This is a genomic window from Chitinophaga sp. G7 BAM 1005, from assembly GCF_057126945.1.
The window spans coordinates 366,087-382,181 of the sequence record NZ_CP181478.1 but is presented as its reverse complement, the minus strand read 5'-3'; the positions used below and the strand labels follow the sequence as shown (position 1 = coordinate 382,181).

At 48.0% G+C, this 16,095-nt stretch carries 10 protein-coding genes; 2 read left to right on the top strand and 8 right to left on the bottom strand.

Annotated elements, in window-relative coordinates; translation table 11 throughout:
• Nucleotides 1-4: 4 nt before the first annotated feature.
• The 7 genes from ACMXI2_RS01605 to tgt form a co-directional block, all read right to left on the bottom strand.
• A complete protein-coding gene (locus tag ACMXI2_RS01605) occupies nt 5-1,420 on the bottom strand; it encodes an FAD-binding oxidoreductase (protein ID WP_483779984.1) in 1,416 nt (471 codons plus the stop codon).
• 47 nt (nt 1,421-1,467) lie between these two features.
• Nucleotides 1,468-2,493 (bottom strand): PorP/SprF family type IX secretion system membrane protein, encoded by a 1,026-nt coding sequence (locus tag ACMXI2_RS01600; protein WP_483779983.1) that lies wholly within the window; start codon nt 2,491-2,493, stop codon nt 1,468-1,470.
• Between the two features lie 6 nt (nt 2,494-2,499).
• Nucleotides 2,500-6,174, bottom strand: coding sequence for a DUF7948 domain-containing protein (locus tag ACMXI2_RS01595; protein WP_483779982.1), 3,675 nt, complete (start codon nt 6,172-6,174; stop codon nt 2,500-2,502).
• Nucleotides 6,175-6,372: 198 nt separating this feature from the next.
• Complete coding sequence (gene recG, locus ACMXI2_RS01590; protein WP_483779981.1) at nt 6,373-8,526, bottom strand: ATP-dependent DNA helicase RecG; 2,154 nt, start codon at nt 8,524-8,526, stop codon at nt 6,373-6,375.
• A 50-nt stretch (nt 8,527-8,576) separates the two neighbouring features.
• Nucleotides 8,577-9,902 (bottom strand): citrate (Si)-synthase, eukaryotic, encoded by a 1,326-nt coding sequence (locus ACMXI2_RS01585; RefSeq protein WP_079469336.1) that lies wholly within the window; start codon nt 9,900-9,902, stop codon nt 8,577-8,579.
• Nucleotides 9,903-10,915: 1,013 nt separating this feature from the next.
• A complete protein-coding gene (locus ACMXI2_RS01580) occupies nt 10,916-11,995 on the bottom strand; it encodes an LptF/LptG family permease (protein ID WP_483779980.1) in 1,080 nt (359 codons plus the stop codon).
• A 39-nt stretch (nt 11,996-12,034) separates the two neighbouring features.
• Complete coding sequence (gene tgt, locus ACMXI2_RS01575; protein WP_483779979.1) at nt 12,035-13,165, bottom strand: tRNA guanosine(34) transglycosylase Tgt; 1,131 nt, start codon at nt 13,163-13,165, stop codon at nt 12,035-12,037.
• Between the two features lie 151 nt (nt 13,166-13,316).
• Between tgt and ACMXI2_RS01570 the strand changes: the two genes are divergently transcribed.
• Together ACMXI2_RS01570 and rsmG are read left to right on the top strand one after the other, a co-directional pair.
• Complete coding sequence (locus ACMXI2_RS01570) at nt 13,317-14,453, top strand: glycosyltransferase (protein WP_336387413.1); 1,137 nt, start codon at nt 13,317-13,319, stop codon at nt 14,451-14,453.
• A gap of 54 nt (nt 14,454-14,507) precedes the next feature.
• On the top strand, nt 14,508-15,137 hold the full coding sequence (gene rsmG, locus ACMXI2_RS01565) for a 16S rRNA (guanine(527)-N(7))-methyltransferase RsmG (RefSeq protein WP_483779978.1): 630 nt from the start codon (nt 14,508-14,510) through the stop codon (nt 15,135-15,137).
• On the opposite strand, the gene ACMXI2_RS01560 is transcribed toward rsmG, so the two are convergent.
• Nucleotides 15,127-16,011: a cation diffusion facilitator family transporter gene (locus ACMXI2_RS01560; RefSeq protein WP_483779977.1), complete on the bottom strand. Its 885-nt coding sequence runs from the start codon at nt 16,009-16,011 to the stop codon at nt 15,127-15,129. The two genes, rsmG and ACMXI2_RS01560, sit on opposite strands and share 11 nt — an antisense overlap.
• Nucleotides 16,012-16,095 lie beyond the last annotated feature (84 nt).

Sequence of the window (16,095 nt, the reverse complement as noted above, 5' to 3'; positions counted from 1 at the left end):
AGGTTTAACAATCGAAAATTTTACCCCGGTTTAATATATTCTTCGGATCAAAGATCTGTTTTATTTGCTTCATGAGTTGCATGGAGGTCTGATCAAAAATGATATCCATATAGTTTTTCTGTACCAGGCCAATACCATGCTCACCGGAGATGGTACCACCCAATGTTTTCACCAGTTGAAAAATTTCCCGTATACCTTCCGTGAGGGTGCCGTTCCATTGTTCTTCCGTAAGGGCGCCACGGATAATATTCACATGCAGGTTACCATCGCCGGCATGACCATAACATACCGAATGAAATCCATACCTGTTTCCTATTTCTTTTACGCCTTTCAGCAACACCGGCAGTTCCGCGCGGGGCACTACCGTATCTTCTTCTTTGTATACAGAATTTGCTTTTACGGCTTCTGCCACCCGGCGGCGCAGTTTCCAGAGCTCGTCCTTCTGCTGGGAATCTTCTGCAAACAATATCTCCCCGATATCAAAACCTTCTACCACACCGGCAATCCCTTCCATTTCCTGCATCAGCACTTCCGGGTGGTTCCCGTCCACTTCTACGAGCAGGTGTGCCTGTATGTCGTCTTCTATTTTAACGGCGCTGCTTTGTACATATTTGGTTACCCAGTCGATGGCATCGCGCTCCATAAATTCCATAGCAGAAGGCGTGTAACCTGCACGGAAAATAGCGCTTACCGCTTCGCAGGCGCTTTCAGCAGAGCGGAAAGGAACCAGCATCAACAGGTCTGTTTTGGGTAACGGAATTAAGCGTAATACAATTTTGGTAACGATGCCCAGGGTGCCTTCGCTGCCTACTACCAGCTGGGTAAGATTATAGCCGGTAGCATTTTTCAGTACATTGGCGCCTGTCCAGATTACTTCGCCGCTGGGCAGCACCATTTCCAGGTTTAGTACATAATCCTTTACCACGCCGTATTTCACGGCTTTGGGGCCGCCGGAGTTTTCGGCAATATTGCCGCCAATAAAGCAGGTACCGCGACTGCTTGGATCGGGTGGATAAAACAGCCCTTTCTCTTTTACGGCGTTCTGTAATTCTTCTGTGATCACACCGGGTTCGGTGATTACCTGCAGGTTCCTTTCATCTATAAGCGTGATCCGGTTAAACCGTTCCATTGAAATGAGTACGCCGCCAAACTGGGCGAGCGCTCCTCCACTGAGCCCGGTACCGCCACCACGGGGGGTTACGGGCAACAACGCTTCATTGCACAATTTCATGATACGGCTTACCTGTTCGGTGGTATCCGGCTTTACCACCACTTCCGGGAGATAATGCAGATCCTCGGTTTCATCCTGTGCATAACGGCTCATACTTTCTTCGTCGGCCAATACATATTGCGCTCCGGCTATTTCGCGTAATGCCGCTACATGAGCGGCAGTCACTTTATTAAAATTAAACGTTGTCATGGAACAAAAATAATCATAATGCCGGTTAGGTGGTAATCTCCGGCAGATTAAAAAGATGGGCAGATCGTAGATCTCCTCGCATTGTTAAAAGTACGGTTGCTGTAAAGCCCTGTATAAACAATGCCTATTTCATAGGCGCCCCGCCGGTTATTGGCGGCAGAGAGGCTGGAGGTGGTAATATCGTAGTTAAACATGAGTTTTATGGCGTTGATCTGGTAGCCAACCAGGAAAACAGCCGCATCATTGGCGCGGTAATAAACGCCGCCATACAGTTGCTGTACGCCGTCGCCGGAAAGATTATAGGCAGCATTGGCGCCCAGCATCAGTTCCCTGGCGCCGGCCTGTGTGGCATAATACGCCGCAGGATTCAGGATCACTTTATCGCTCATCTTCAAACTCGCATTCAGGAACCCGATATAGCGACGGGGAACCGTGTTGTTACCATCAAAGAAGGTTTCCCTGGGTGTGTTGATATGTTGCACCGAGAAGCCCGCGTTTACATAAATATTATCGGTAGGGAAATAAGCATAATTCAGTCCTGCCTGCAGGTCGAAATAATTGACGCTGCTTTGGGTGATGGGTTCCCCGGTGGGGATCTGCGAATCAAAGAACTTGCCGTTCCACTGATCGGCGAACGTGAGCTTGGTGATATCCACCCGTTTACCGGCGGAACCTACATTAAACCCCGCAGATAATAAGCTGCTGAACCCCAGGAGCTGGTGGTAAGCAATAGAAGCGTATCCTTTGGTAGAGGTGAGGTTGCCGGCGCCGGCCACATCGCGGAGCAATACGCCCCCTATGCCCACCCAGCCATATTCCAGCTGATCGCGGAATAATTGAAAGTCGCCATATGCCGACATCGTCCGGTAAGGTATGGGAACGCTGGTCCACTGATCGCGGTAATTAATGCCAATACGGTAATTGCCGTCCGGGATGAACCCGGTATTGGCTGGGTTAGTTGTCAACGGCGAATTAAAGAATTGTGAAAAATGGAGGTCCTGTGCGTACGCACCGCTCATTGAAACAATTAATAAAATTGCCAGACATGTTGATATTTTAACGATCTGATTCATGGCTCATCATCTTAACAAGGTTACACTTCCTGATCTGCTGCCTTTTGTGCCATCCGTAAACTCCAGGTTTACGATATAGGCATACGCGTCCATCGGCTGAATATTTCCTTTAAACCGGCCATCCCATCCGATTTGAGGATCCGAACTTTCAAAAACCAATTGTCCCCAACGGTTAAATATTTTAAGATTGAATTTGGTCGCTCCAAAAGCCTTCACATAAAATACATTGTTCTTACCACCCGGTGCAAAGGCATTGGGCACGTCAAACAGCGGTACCACAATGGCGCTTACTTCCTCACATTTTGTATCCGTACAGCCTTCTGCGTTAGTAACAGTAAGACACACATTATAGGTACCTGTTCTCAGGTATTGGTGACTGGGGTTTGGCAGGGATGAAGTATCGCCATCGCCGAAATTCCAGAGATAATGTATAACGTTCGCTGAAGAACCATTCAGGAACTGTATCGGTGTGTTTTCAATTGCTTTGGTGGGTGAAAAGTCAAAGTCTGCTACAGGCGGCGCTGCCACAGTTATTTCCTGCGTGATGGAATCCCTTTTGTTGCAGGTGTTAGGATCGTCTACCACGAGGGTTATTTTCCAACGGCCTGCTGTATTAAATTTATGTACCGGGTAAGGATCATGTGAAACAGAACCATCATCTTCAAAGGTCCAGGTAAATGTTTCACCACCTTCGGTAGTATTTTCCATTTGTATTTCTGTACCAACACAAACAGTTCCCGGATCCGTAAATTTAGCTATAACGTTTTCGGCTACACGCAGGGTATAGGTAATTGTTTGTGGCGCATTACAGAAATTGGTATCTACCAGTGTGAGGGTGGCATTATAGATTCCTGCATTCTGATAATAATGGAATAGCGGGAAGGTGTCTATACCGGTATAGAACGGAGGCGTGCCATCGCCATAGTCCAGGATAAATGAGCTGTCCCTGAAATCGGCTGCCGGTGTGGATTCGTTGGTAAACATGTACTTCAGGCTATCGCATGGATCCTGGCGCCGGGCTTCAAAATGGAGTATCGCTTCATTGTTGCCCAGCTTCACGGTTACATAAGCTGTATCTGATCCATTACAGCTTTGCGGATCGTATTTCACCATCCTTACGCGGAAGGTGCCAACCCTTGTAAAGATGTGTGTCACCGTATCTCCTTCAGGTCCGAAGTTTAGCGTGGCGCCATCATCCGGGAAAAACCACTGATAGGATTTACCCGGTAAGCGGGTGGTATCCACAAAGGTGATGGTATCCGGTACGCAGTAGTTGGTGCGCCGGTCGAGCGTTTTTGCGCCTGCTTTCACACCATCGAGGTTGAAGGCAATTTTCAGTGCCCCGAAGTTACAGGAAGCCGGCGGTGTACTGGAGTAGGCGCCCGGCGTGGTCGGGTACCGTGGTTTGAAACCGGTGTTGCTCACATTACACCAGGCGCAAATACCCTGGTAGATAATACCATTGCGGTCGAAGCGGCTGGTACCACCATCTACGTGTTCATACAAACCGGAGCCGCCAAAATAGCTTGCATACAATGGACCCTGGGTGGGACTAAATCTTACGGCATCGCGCTGTAGTACGTAGAAATAAAAATCCATCCCGTCTGTGCTGCGTTGCAGCGCATCTGAGGAGGTAGTTAAACCGGAAGTTCCTGAATTGGGATAATGCAGGGAGGTGTTGATACCTCCTCCCCATCCGGACACATATACGTTTTCGCAGCGGTCTACCAGGAACGCGGTGGGTGAAATATTGGGTGAGGAAACCAGTGTTCTTCTTTTACCAAAAGTAGTGGAATACACAAATGCGGACAGGTTTGCCTGGAGCTTCGAGATAAACTGCAGTCCGTTTTCATTGTATCCATTGGCGCTTACTTGTATGATGGGCCATGCTCCTTCTGTGGTGCCCATTACGTATACAAATCCATTTTTATCCAGTTGGATGCCGTATACCTGGTCGGCTGCGGGAGTATTAGAACCGAGGAAAGTACTTTGGATGATGTTTCTTCCGTCGTTGGAAATATGAGCAATAAACCCATCGCATACGCCGCCGCGGTATTGGGGGTATATGGTACCGGCGGTAACGGGGAAGTCGTCGCTGGCGGTGCCTCCGGCCACATACAGGGAATTCAAACCGTTTAATGCAATTACATAGGCCGCATCTTCCTTACTGCCTCCGAGGTAGCTGGCCCATACCAGGTCCTGGCAGAGCGGGTTTATTTTCATGATCACGCCATCCTGCGAGCCTTTGTTGGTTCCCTGGAATACGCCGGCTGTTACGGGAAAATCGGTGGAACGGGTGCAGCTGGCCACATAAATATAGCCTGCATTATCCACTACCACTTCGCTGCGGGCGTCGTCGCCATAGTTGCGCAGCAGTACCCAGTCGCCGAGCTGGCGGTCGGCCCGCATATTTACGCCATCATCTTCGCCGCCGGCAATGATCAGTGAGCCAATGATAGCGGTACCGGTGGCGTTTATTTTAGTAATGGCGATATCCCATCCTCCGCGGGTTCCTTTTACGTTGGTATTGGGATAGTCGCTGGAAGTAGTTCTGCCGGAGATCACGAGGTTGCCTTGCTGATCTACAAATAGGCTATGAGGTTGTTCCAGGCCGCTGCCGCCCATGTAGGTGGCGTATACCAGCCGGGTTCCGTTGGTGTTGAATTTGGAAATGCCGATATCAAACTGTCCACCGCCATAAACGCTTTGTACTGCCCCGGTTGTTATGGGGTAGCCCGGATTAAACACAATACCGCCGCCGTATAAATTACCGGCATCATCGTAGGTAGCGGTAAATCCCCAGTTATCCGTGCGGGAGCCGGATACGGTTGAAAAAACATAGATCGGATCTATCACCAGCGGGTAGGCCGTGTTATATTCACCCGATATTTTGAAGCCCAGTTTATTGCCATTTAACCGGTAAGATACCTTTACGGTTACACGTTGATTATTGATATACTGGTAAGCAAAGGGCAGTTGTTCAATCACATCGCCTACAGAGGTGTGCACCAGTAACTGGCCTTTTTTCAATTCCATGCCGGTAGCGCCTTCATATACCATCCGGATATTATCCGGGTTAGCGCCGGGATGCACAATCAGGTCGTATTTCAGCTGGGAACCTTCGGAGTAAACGTGCGCATCGATGCCGGAATAAAGGGAGTTATAGTTAACGCCCTGAAAGGAACCTACCCCGGTTGCCCATTTGGTGCGGTCGTTTCCGATGAAGTAGCTGCTTTTGGCGTCCTGTTCTTTTTCGGGTACTATTTGTACGTCGGGATTGGCGTTCAGGAAAGTAACGTTATAGGCGTGTCCGCGCACATCAGGAATTTTGCCGGGCCGCGGAGGGGGTTGGCCATTTCCTGGCTGGGAGGGCGCCGGTTTAAAATTGCTTTTCGGAACGTATACGGTATCGCTCCGGTGGGAGTGCCCGTGCACGTACTCGTTCAGGCTCCAGAGATCCTGCTGGTTCATCATCAGGAAAGTGAATCCTGTTTTTTTGAGGAAGATAGCAGCGCCATCCAGTTCTGTTTTGTAGATAACATCCTTGTCCCACTGGCCTTTGTTCTCAATAAAATTCAGGGGGGTGAAGTTGGCACGTTGCTGCTGCGCCTGGGCGGATCGTCCGGTGAACAAAAAGCAAATCATCCATCCAATAAGGCCGGTCGGGAAGGTAAATTTCAACGGGATCAGATTTATTTTATTCTTAAAAACTAATATAATACTATTAAACGCAGAAGCCACTCAAATTGTTACGGTCGGGACAAGCACAAAACTTCTGAACTGAGGAATGACAGGCTAAATGGGAAACAAGGTAAATCTCAGCTTCAGTAGCTTTTATACTTTTTTAATTCATCCATCAGTTAATAAACGTAAAAACCATCAGGAAATTTTACTCCAGACAGATTTACTTCTCTGGGCAGCCAAAAATTCTTTTAGTGCCTGATTCTCAGGCAGAAGCAGATCGGTGTCTTCTTCCAGGATCTTTTCTGCGCTGGCGCGGGCAGCGTCGAGGATGGGTTTGTCCGCAACAATATCTGCCAGTTTGAAGTCGAGCACCCCGCTCTGGCGGGTGCCTTCAATATCTCCGGGGCCTCTCAGCTCCATATCTTTCTCTGAAATAATAAATCCATCGTTGGTTTGTACCATTACGTTGATCCGTTCGCGGGAATCCTGGCTCAGCTTATTGCCCGTCATGAGCACGCAGAAGGATTGTTCCGCGCCGCGGCCTACCCTTCCCCGCAGCTGGTGAAGCTGCGACAGTCCGAAACGTTCGGTGCTTTCTATTACCATTACGGAGGCATTGGGTACATTCACTCCTACTTCAATCACCGTGGTGGCTACCATAATATGGGTATCACCGGTTACAAAGCGGTGCATATTGGTTTGCCGCTGTTCGGCAGGCTGGCGGCCATGTACCATACTGATATAATACTGCGGTTCCGGGAAGAAAGCTTTTACTTCTTCATATCCTTTCATCAGGTTCTCATAGTCCAGCTTCTCCGAATCTTCGATTAACGGGTATACGATGTACGCCTGTCTTCCTTTCTTCACTTCTTCCTTTATAAAATCCATTACCTGCGGACGCTGATACTCAGTACGGTGTACGGTGGTAATGGGTTTACGTCCGGGGGGCATTTCATCAATAACGGATACATCGAGATCGCCGTAAATAGTCATGGCCAGTGTTCTTGGTATAGGCGTTGCCGTCATAACAAGAATATGCGGGGGGATGGTATTTTTTTCCCATAGGCGTGCCCGTTGCGCCACACCAAAACGGTGCTGTTCATCCACGATGGCCATTCCCAGGTTTTTAAATTCCACTTCTTTTTCCAGCAGGGCGTGGGTGCCAACGAGGATATCGATGCTGCCATCGAGTGCGCCGGCCAGTATTTGCTTACGCGCCTTGCCTTTGATGCTGCCGGTAAGCAGTGCTGCCTTTACATCCATCCGTTCCAGCAATTCGGAGATGCCTTTGAAGTGCTGCTGCGACAGGATTTCCGTGGGCGCCATGAGGCATGCCTGGAAGCCATTGTCTTTAGCCAGCAGCATCGTCAGCAGGGCTACCATTGTTTTACCGCTGCCCACATCTCCCTGCAGGAGGCGGTTCATCTGCCGTCCGTGAACGGTATCTGTCCTTATTTCTTTCAATACCCTTTTCTGTGCGCCTGTTAAAGAAAAAGGAAGATGATTGTTGTAAAATTCATTAAAAGATTCTCCTACTGCGCCAAACACAAAGCCGTGCGATTGCTTGTGTCTTTTGAGCTTTAGCCTGCATATACGGATTTGTGCAATAAACAGTTCTTCAAATTTCAGCCGTCGCTGTGCCAGCCGTGCATCGTCTTCGCTGGCAGGCATATGGATCCTGAAGTAGGCCATAGCGCGGGGCATGAGCCGGTATTGCTGTAATACTTCCACCGGGATATTTTCCCTGATTTCCAGGGGAGATAATTGTTCCAGCAGGTTTTTAGTGAGTTTTCCTATAGCCTTTGCCGTTAGTCCGCGGGCTTTAAGTTTTTCTGTGGTATAATAAACCGGTTCCAGGAATTGTTTGCCGGTGGCGATTTCTTCTGTGAGCAGATCCAGCTCCGGGTGTGCCAGTTGGGTAACGCCATTGAATACAGAGATCCTGCCAAATACGAGGTAGGCCACATTTTCCTTCAGTGATTTCTGCATCCATTGCCAGCCCTGAAACCAAACCAGGTCGATGGCGCCGGTTTCGTCTTTAAAGGTAGCCACCAATCTTTTCGACCTGTTTTCTCCCATCACTACCATGTTGATGATTTTTCCGCGGATCTGCACAAAATCTTCATACCCGCTGAGGGAGGCAATTTTATCAATCCTGGTACGATCTACATAACGGAAAGGAAAATATTGCAGGAGGTCGCCGAAGGTATATACTTTGATTTCCTTCCGCAGCAGTTCTCCTTTCTGCGGGCCTACTCCTTTCAGGTATTCTATCGGGTTTGATAATATGGCGGTAAAAGTAGAAATGGCTATTTTATTTTTTGTGAACAACAAAAATAAAAAAGGCAAATGGTAAAAATTCACCACTTGCCTCTTTTACTAAAAAAACAATTATAAAACTATTCGGCTATTGCATCTACTTTTCCTTCCACAAACTGTTTCATCCACTCGGTGGTAACAGATTTCGGTCTTTCCAGGGAAAGTCCGAGCGCTCTGTCCCAGCAGAGGGAAGCCAGTACGCCTAATGCGCGGGATACGCCAAACAACACGGTATAGAATTCATATTCCACCAGGCCGTAGTGTACCAGCAATGCGCCGGAGTGTGCATCTACGTTAGGCCACGGGTTCTTTACTTTGCCCAGGTCCTGCAGGATTGGCGGCACGGTTTCATACACTTGCCATACAATTTTCACGAGTTCATCGTTTGGCAGGTGCTTTTTGGCGAACTCCATTTGTGCGGTAAAGCGCGGATCTGTTTTACGTAAAACAGCGTGACCGTAACCCGGTACTACTTTGCCATCGGCTAAGGTTTTGCGTACGTATGATTCAATTTGTTCTTTGGTAGGAACGCCACCACCCAGTTCTTCGCGCATCTGGAGGATCCATTTGATCACTTCCTGGTTAGCAAGGCCGTGTAAAGGACCTGCCAAACCGTTCATACCGGCGGCGAACGACAGGTACGCATCGCTCAGTGCAGAACCTACGAGGTGTGTCGTGTGTGCGCTCACGTTACCACCTTCGTGGTCGGCGTGGATTACCATGTAAAGACGCATCAGTTCCTTGAAGCCTTCATCGGAGTAACCGAGCATATGTGCAAAGTTACCTGCCCAGTCGAGCATGCCGTTTGGCTGAATATGCTGACCACCTTTATATTTACGGCGGTAAACATATGCTGCAATACGTGGCAGACGGGCAATGAGGTTCATTGTGTCCTCATAGGTATAGCTCCAGTAATCTTTTTTATTTATTCCTTCTGAGTAAGCCTGTGCAAAAGAGGATTCTGTCTGCAGCGCCATAATACCCACGTTGAACATGGTCATAGGGTGAGCAGTGATCGGGAGTGCTTCAATAGCATCAAAAACGTGGTTGGGTACATGAGAGCGACGGCCCCACATGCTGGACAGGTATTGTACATCTGCTTCTGTAGGCAATTCTCCTATCAGCATCAGGTAAAATAAACCTTCGGGTAAAGGTTCTGCGCCACCTGGTGCTTTTGGCAGGTGTTCTCTTAATTCCGGGATGGAATATCCGCGAAAACGAATTCCTTCATTGGCATCCAGCAGGGAAGTTTCCGTTACCAGGCCGGTAATACCGCGCATACCCTGATAAACCTGTGCCAGTGTTACATCCTCAATTTTCTTGGTGCCGTGATTCTTTACCAGGTCTTTTACTTCAATGTTAAGTTCATCTGCTTTAACCTTGAATTTCTCTTTTATATACCCCATTTTACTGCTATTGTTATTAATGAAAACAAAATCGATCAATAGTCAAAAGTAATGATTTGTTAACGAAGTTACCACCCTTTAGTGGTATTTAATGCCAAATTAACAACGATCTGCAAATGAAAAAGCAAGGCGATATAGCCGTAGTAAGCTTCATTAACATCATACTTATAAGATACTTACGAATATAATATATAACACACGTATATAGACGTTAAAGAAATGTAAAATTTTCAGAATGAATTGAAAATATTGAAAGAAGAATTGCGAGCGGATTTTGTCTTTCTCAGGATTACACTGATTTTACTGATTGACTTTTTGGGATTGGTGGAGATTTTAGCGGAGGCTGTCTTTCCCAGGATTACGCTGATTTTACGGATTCACTTTTTGTGATTTTGAAAGGATTTTGAAAGATTTTGGGAGATTGGTGGTGGAGATGACAGAGATTGAATAAAGATTGTTTAAAGATTGACTGGGGGATGCTTCATTTCTGCTTTGCATACGCTTAGCATATGCTTATTACATGCTTAATACATGGAGATAACCCGGAGGGGACGTGGAGGGGACGTGGACTTGATGCCAGGATCGTTTACCACAGGGCCTTACAGGCGAAAAAAAACGGGGCGTTGCACGCATTTACTACCCCATAGGTGAAACAATCTGCTAATATACCGGTGAAAGCGAGCGAACAGCATTCAATAAATCATTGCAGTTAAACTGCCGCCCACCTTTTTAAATTATAAGGAATAGCGATGGTAACAGCCTTTAAATTTCACTGAATTTTCCGAAAATCATACAAAAAACGAAAATAAACCAATTTTCCAGGAGAAAATACCAATACAGGAATTAAAATCTAGCCGGCGTGCTGGTCTTCTAAAATCCCAAAAAAGCCAATCAGTAAAATCAGCGTAATCCTGGGAAAGACAACCTCCGCTAAAATCTCCCCAAATCACAAAAAGTGAATCCGTAAAATCAGTGTAATCCTGAGAAAGACAACCTCCGCTAAAATCTCCGCATCATTTAGGGGCCTGGCGATACAGGTAAAATGCCAGTGCGCCGAATAGAATATTGGGAATCCACACGGCCAGCAAGGGATTCAGGTCGGCCTTTACGGAAAATACGGTGGCGAATTGCAGGAATATAATGTAGCTGGCGCTGATCACGATACCCACTGCCAGGTGCAATCCACTTCCTCCCCTTACCTTCCTGGCGGCAATAATACCACCAATCAGGGTGAGGATCACTACGGCGAAGGCGGCTGAAGTTCTCCTGTAATATTCTACCCAATAGGTATTAAGTCCTTCCGCCCCGCGGATGCTTTCCCGCTGGATGTATCGCCTGAGATCGGGTGTGGTCATGGCTTCCTGGATATTCTTTTCGTCTACCAGGTCTTTGGGAACCAGGGGTATTTTGAGCAGGGTATCCTGTTTGCTGGTCCAGGTTTCCTTTAAGCCGTTCATGGTGCGCATGGATACGTAATCCAGTTTCCACTTTTTGGTGGTGGAATCCCAGCTGATACGGTCGGCTTTAAGTTTGAAGGTCATGGATTGTTTATTCACAACAGACAGTACAAAATTGCTTCCGCTTTTATAGTTGGGATCGTAGGTACCAAAGGTTACGTAAGTGAAGCTATCGATACGGGTGGTGCGGTCGTATTGTGATTTCTCGTCGTCGTGGCTATGGAGGTATTTATTTTCAAAGCTGGTACGGATGCGGTTTGCGTTGGGAACTACCCAGTAATTGGCGAGCCAGAGCACCCCGCCAAAGAGAAAAGCGCCCATCCAGTAAGGACGCAGAAAGCGGCGAAAGCTCACGCCGGCAGCCAGTATAGCGATGATCTCCGAGCGGTAGGCCATCTTGGAAGTAAAAAATATAACCGACAGGAATATAAACAGCGGGAACAGTAACGCCAGGATATGCGGGATAAAGCCGAAGTAATAATCCACGATGATTTCATGCAGCGACAGGTGATGCTTCATGAAGTCATCCACCTTTTCCGTAGTGTCGATCACTACAGAAATCAATAGGAATATCATCAGGGAGTAAATGAAAGTACCTATGAGCTTGCGTAAAATGTACCAGTCAATTTTAGTCATGACCCCAAAGATATTAGTTTATTTTATAGTCCGGACTTTTTACAGGCGTGTTTTCAACTGATTGATCATCCCGGTTTTCCAGGTGGCGAAAGTGCCGGCCAGTATTTGTTTACGGGCTTCCTTCACGAGTTCCAGGTAAAAGGCCAGGTTGTGGATACTGGCTAATGTCATGCCTAAAATTTCCCCGGCTACAAACAGGTGTCGCAGGTAAGCCTTTGAATAGGTGCTGGTAGCAAAGCAGGGGCTGTTGGCATCAACGGGACTGAAGTCGGTTGCCCATTTTTTGTTCCTGATGTTGATAACGCCGTTCCAGGTGAATAACATGCCGTTACGGCCGTTGCGGGTAGGCATTACACAGTCGAACATATCGATACCGAGGCCGATGTTCTCCAGGATGTTCCACGGGGTACCTACACCCATCAGGTAACGGGGTTTGTTGGTGGGCAGTGATTCACATACCAGTCCGCACATTTCGTACATTTCATTTTCCGGTTCTCCAACACTGAGGCCACCGATGGCATTACCGGCGCAATTGCGGGAGGCAATGTATTCAGCAGAGGCTTTGCGGAGATCCTTATAGGTGCTGCCCTGTACAATCGGGAACAGGGTTTGTTCGTGACCGTAGGCAGGCAGGGTATCGTTGAGGCGCGTGATGCAGCGGTCGAGCCAGCGGTGCGTGAGTTCCATCGACTTGCGGGCATAGCGGTATTCCGACGGATAGGGCGGACATTCATCAAAGGCCATAATAATATCGGCCCCGATGGTGCGCTGGATATCCATTACATTTTCGGGTGTGAAGAGGTGGCGGGAGCCATCGATGTGCGACTGAAAAACTACGCCTTCTTCTTTGATCTTGCGGTTGGCTGCCAGGGAAAATACCTGGTATCCGCCGCTATCGGTGAGGATGGGGCGGTCCCACCCATTAAATTTATGCAGGCCACCGGCGAGCGACAGTACTTCCAGTCCGGGTCTTAAATAGAGGTGATAGGTATTGCCAAGAATGATCTGCGCCTGTACATCTGCACGCAGCTGTTCCTGTGTAACCGCTTTTACGCTGCCAACAGTGCCTACCGGCATAAAAATGGGCGTTTCTATTTCCCCGTGAGCCGTGGTGATTTTCCCGGCCCTGGCATTGCTGCCGCTATCTGTAGTTATCAGTTCAAAATTCACTCGTCGATATTTCAGGCCGCAAAGATATTGAAATGAAGTGAAGATCAGCGCGGAGGGGAAGCTGATGGATTTTGCCGGCGGAGGGGATCCCTCCCATGTTCATAATTAATTCTTTTACAGATAATAAAAATATTATATTTTTGCGGGCATTATGCTAGACCATCTGGGTGAAATTGCCTTATACTCTTTTGCTGCCATCGCCGGGATACAGATCATTTATTTTCTTTTTGTGTTTTCCCGGGTAGCTTTTTACAGACGTAAATTTGACCTGGACCATGCACCGGACGGGCCTTTTTCGGTAATCATCTGTGCCAAGGATGAAGAGCTGAACCTGCAGAAAAACCTGCCGGGCGTATTGCAGCAGCGTTATCACCAGCACATGAAACCGGAGTACGAGGTAATTGTGGTAAATGATAACTCTGAAGACGACACCAAATACTACCTGCGCTCCATTGAGCCGGGTTATCCACATTACCGGCATATAGAGATCAAGCAGGCGGCCAAGTTCATTCCCGGCAAAAAATACCCGCTTTCCATAGGTTTGAAAGGCGCCCAGTTTGAAAAGGTATTGCTTACAGATGCTGATTGCAAACCAGGCAGCACCTACTGGCTTTCCCTGATGAGCCAGGGTTTTACAGATCAAAAAGAAATAGTACTGGGATACGGCGCTTATCATAAAAAACCGGGATTCCTGAATAAGATCATCCGGTACGAAACTTTTTTCAGCGCGCTTCAGCACCTTTCCTTTGCCATGAGCGGCATGCCGTATATGGGTGTGGGCCGCAACCTGGCCTATAAAAGGGAACTATTCTTTAAACATAAGGGTTTTACAAGCCACCAGCATCTTGCCTCCGGGGACGATGATTTGTTTGTGAACACAGCTGCCAACCGCAAAAATGTGGGGGTGGTGATCGACAAGCAGGCTTTCACCTACTCCGAGCCAAAGCTGAGCTGGAAAAGCTGGTTCCAGCAAAAAACCCGGCATATGTCTACCGGCAAGCATTACCGTTTCGGTCATAAGTTTGTGCTGGGATTATTTTCACTCACGCATTTCCTTTTTTACCCCGCCTTTATTTTCGCTTTATTTTTCCCGCCTCCCATCCTGTGGTATGTGCTGGGAATTTTTGGCGGCAAAGTGCTGATACAGTCCATTATTACTTATGCTGCCATGCGCAGGCTGGATGAAAGCGACCTGTTTAAGTTCAGCTGGCTGATGGACATCTTCATGGTATTATATTATATCATCTTTACACCCGCCTTGCTTTTCAAGGCAAAAAATAAATGGTAATAAGCAGCAGGCAAATAGCTTTCTGCTTATTTGCTTTTGCTTTACTTTTGCCGCATGGAAGTTATTTTAAAGTATTTCAGCGACTTTACACCGGAACAGCTGTCGCAGTTTGAGGCGCTGCAGGGATTATACCAGGAATGGAACGAAAAGATCAATGTGATATCCCGTAAAGATATAGATGCCTTATATGAAAAACACGTATTACATTCTCTCAGTATAGCCGCTATAGCGGATTTCCAGCCAGGCACCCAAATCCTGGACCTGGGTACCGGCGGTGGATTTCCGGGTATTCCCCTGGCTATCTTTTTCCCGGAAGTACAATTTCACCTGGTAGATTCCATTGGTAAAAAGATCAAGGTAGTGGAGGGCGTAGCGGAAGCGCTGCAGCTAAAAAACGTTACCGCTGCGCATAGCCGCGTGGAAGACATTAAGAACAGGAAGTTTGATATCGTAGTTTCCCGTGCGGTGGCTCCTTTGGGCGACCTTTGGCGCTGGAGCAAGCATGTGTTAAAGAAATCCACGGCGCCGGGCAAGCAGTTTGAGAAGGGGCTGATTTGCCTGAAAGGCGGGGATCTGGCCCAGGAAATTTCCGACAGCGGCTTAAAGCCACGCCTGGTAAAGGTGTATGATATTTTCCCGGAAGAAAGTTTTAAGGAGAAGTTTGTGGTATTAGCTAAGAGCTAAACCCGGTTTCCAGTGTGGTGTGGCGGATGCCCAGGTGTTCCAGTTCATGGCGCAGTTCTTTCTTCAAAGCTTCTGTGCCGGCAGCATCCAGCTGCGGATCTATGGTAACCTGAGCCGTTAAGGCGTTTTCGGTAGTGCTGAGCGCCCACACATGAATATGATAAATATCTTTTACCCCTTTCACGGCCAGGGCCTTTTTCCTGATTTCCTGTAAGTCGATATCCTTTGGCACACCATCCATCGACAGGCGCAGGCTGTTGCGCAGCAGCCCCCAGGTACCCAGCACAATCACCACCATTACGATTATACTCAGCAGGGGATCCAGCCAGTACCATTTTGTGTAAATGATCATGATACCGGCAACTACGGTTGCCATCGACACCAGGGCGTCGGCGGCCAGGTGGAGGTAGGCTCCTTTTATATTCAGGTCCTTTTCTTTGTCCTTGAAAAACAGCCAGGCGGTAAATGCGTTAATAAAGATACCGATGCCTGCTACTACGGCAATGAGTGTTCCGGGTACTTCGTAGGGCTGGCTGAAGCGGCGGATGGCCTCATACCCGATCACGCCTACCACAATGAGCAGCAGCATAGCGTTAAACAGGGAGATAAGAATTGTACTTTTGCGGTAGCCATAGGTATAACCGGGGTTGGAAGTGATTTTGACCAGGCGGAACCCCAGCAGCGAGAGGGCCAGGCTGGCCACATCGCTGAGATTATGCCCGGCATCGGCCATGAGAGCCAGGGAATGGGTGAGGAAACCCGCGATAAACTCTGCCGCCACAAAGGCCAGGTTGAGGGAAATACCCCATATAAAGGCCCTGTTAACCTGGGCGTTATTGAGTGCAGGAGTATGGGCGTGGGCGTGATCGTGCATAAACAACAGATTTCCTTGTACGTAATTTAAGAAGATTTTTTTTCGTCCTTATAAAATATCCGGTTCGCTGCTTCGTCATCCTTA

Coding starts and splice junctions, on each gene's coding strand:
- ACMXI2_RS01605 (WP_483779984.1), bottom strand. CDS start 1,420: ATGACAACGTTTAATTTTAATAAAGTGACTGCCGCTCATGTAGCGGCA.
- ACMXI2_RS01560 (WP_483779977.1), bottom strand. CDS start 16,011: ATGCACGATCACGCCCACGCCCATACTCCTGCACTCAATAACGCCCAG.
- ACMXI2_RS01600 (WP_483779983.1), bottom strand. CDS start 2,493: ATGAATCAGATCGTTAAAATATCAACATGTCTGGCAATTTTATTAATT.
- ACMXI2_RS01585 (WP_079469336.1), bottom strand. CDS start 9,902: ATGGGGTATATAAAAGAGAAATTCAAGGTTAAAGCAGATGAACTTAAC.
- rsmG (WP_483779978.1), top strand. CDS start 14,508: ATGGAAGTTATTTTAAAGTATTTCAGCGACTTTACACCGGAACAGCTG.
- ACMXI2_RS01570 (WP_336387413.1), top strand. CDS start 13,317: ATGCTAGACCATCTGGGTGAAATTGCCTTATACTCTTTTGCTGCCATC.
- ACMXI2_RS01580 (WP_483779980.1), bottom strand. CDS start 11,995: ATGACTAAAATTGACTGGTACATTTTACGCAAGCTCATAGGTACTTTC.